This window comes from Melaminivora alkalimesophila, assembly GCF_000282995.1.
Classification (GTDB): domain Bacteria; phylum Pseudomonadota; class Gammaproteobacteria; order Burkholderiales; family Burkholderiaceae_C; genus Melaminivora; species Melaminivora alkalimesophila.
In genome coordinates this window covers 1-1,266 of record NZ_ALEE01000265.1, presented here as the reverse complement: position 1 = coordinate 1,266, position 1,266 = coordinate 1, and the positions used below count along the sequence as shown (strand labels likewise).

Genomic DNA, 1,266 nt, shown 5'->3' with positions numbered 1-1,266 from the left:
GCGGCTGCTGCCGCATCTGGCACGCCCGGCGCGCCTTCGTGCTGGCCGGACTGGGCGCGGCGGCGCTGCCGGTGGCGGCCCAGGTGGACGTGGGCTCCGCATCGCGCATGCGCAGCCTGGTGCCGGCCGAGACGCTGGAGAGCTCGGCCACGCAGCAATACCACCAGCTGCTGGCCCAGGCGCGCGCTCAGCGTGCGCTGGCGCCCGAGGGGCATCCGCAACTCGTGAAGCTGCGCACCATCGCCCGGCGCCTGATTCCTTTCACCGCGCAGTGGAACCCGCGGGCGCGCGAGTGGCAGTGGGAGGTCAACCTGATCGGCAGCAAGCAGATCAACGCCTTCTGCATGCCGGGCGGCAAGATCGCCTTCTACACCGGCATCCTCGACCAGCTGAAGCTGACCGACGACGAGATCGCCATGGTCATGGGCCACGAGATGGCGCACGCCCTGCGCGAGCACGCGCGCTCGCGCATCGCCAAGAGCCAGGCCACCGGCATCGGTCTGTCGCTGGGCGCCCAGCTGCTCGGCCTGGGCGACCTGGGCAACATGGCGGCCAATCTGGGCACGCAGCTCCTGACGCTGAAGTTCAGCCGCTCCGACGAGAGCGAGGCCGACCTGGTCGGTCTGGAGCTCGCCGCGCGCGCCGGCTACGACCCGCAGGCTGCGGTGAGCCTGTGGCGCAAGATGGGCGAGGCGACGGGCAACAGCGGCGTGGGTTTCCTGTCCACCCACCCGAGCGGGCCGGAGCGCATCCGCGAGCTGGAGCGCAACGTGCCGCGGGTGGAGGGGTTGTACGAGCAGGCGCGCGGGCGCTGAAAGGCGCGAGTCCAGCCCGACCGGCTCAGGTCCCGCCCACGAACGGATTGCTGCGCCGCTCGGCGCCGAAGCTGCTCTCCGGGCCGTGGCCGGGGATGAACACCGTCTCGTCGCCCATGGGCCACAGGCGCTGGGTGATGCTGTCGATCAGCTGCTGGTGGTTGCCCTGCGGGAAGTCGGTGCGGCCGATGCTGCCGGCGAACAGCACGTCGCCGACGAAGGCGCGCTTGATCTGCGGCGCGTGGAACACCACGTGGCCGGGCGTGTGGCCGGGGCAGTGGCGCACGCGCAGCTGCTCGCGCCCGACCTCCACCGTGTCGCCATCGTGCAGCCAGCGCGTCGGCGTGAAGGCCTGCGCCGCGGGGAAGCCGAACATCGCGCTTTGCTGCGGCAGGCCGTCGATCCAGAACTGGTCGCCCTCGTGCGGCCCGATGATCGGCAGCGCCAGCCG

The 1,266-nt window shown here is 71.9% G+C and carries 2 protein-coding genes; one reads left to right on the top strand and one right to left on the bottom strand.

Annotated elements, in window-relative coordinates; genetic code table 11:
• Positions 1 to 14 precede the first annotated feature (14 nt).
• Positions 15 to 815 (top strand): M48 family metallopeptidase, encoded by an 801-nt coding sequence (locus A612_RS04885; RefSeq protein ID WP_075807016.1) that lies wholly within the window; start codon positions 15 to 17, stop codon positions 813 to 815.
• Positions 816 to 840: 25 nt separating this feature from the next.
• Here A612_RS04885 and A612_RS04880 read toward each other — a convergent pair.
• Positions 841 to 1,266, bottom strand: a 426-nt coding sequence (locus tag A612_RS04880) for an MBL fold metallo-hydrolase (RefSeq protein WP_019373420.1), incomplete at its 5' end; no start/stop codon positions are given.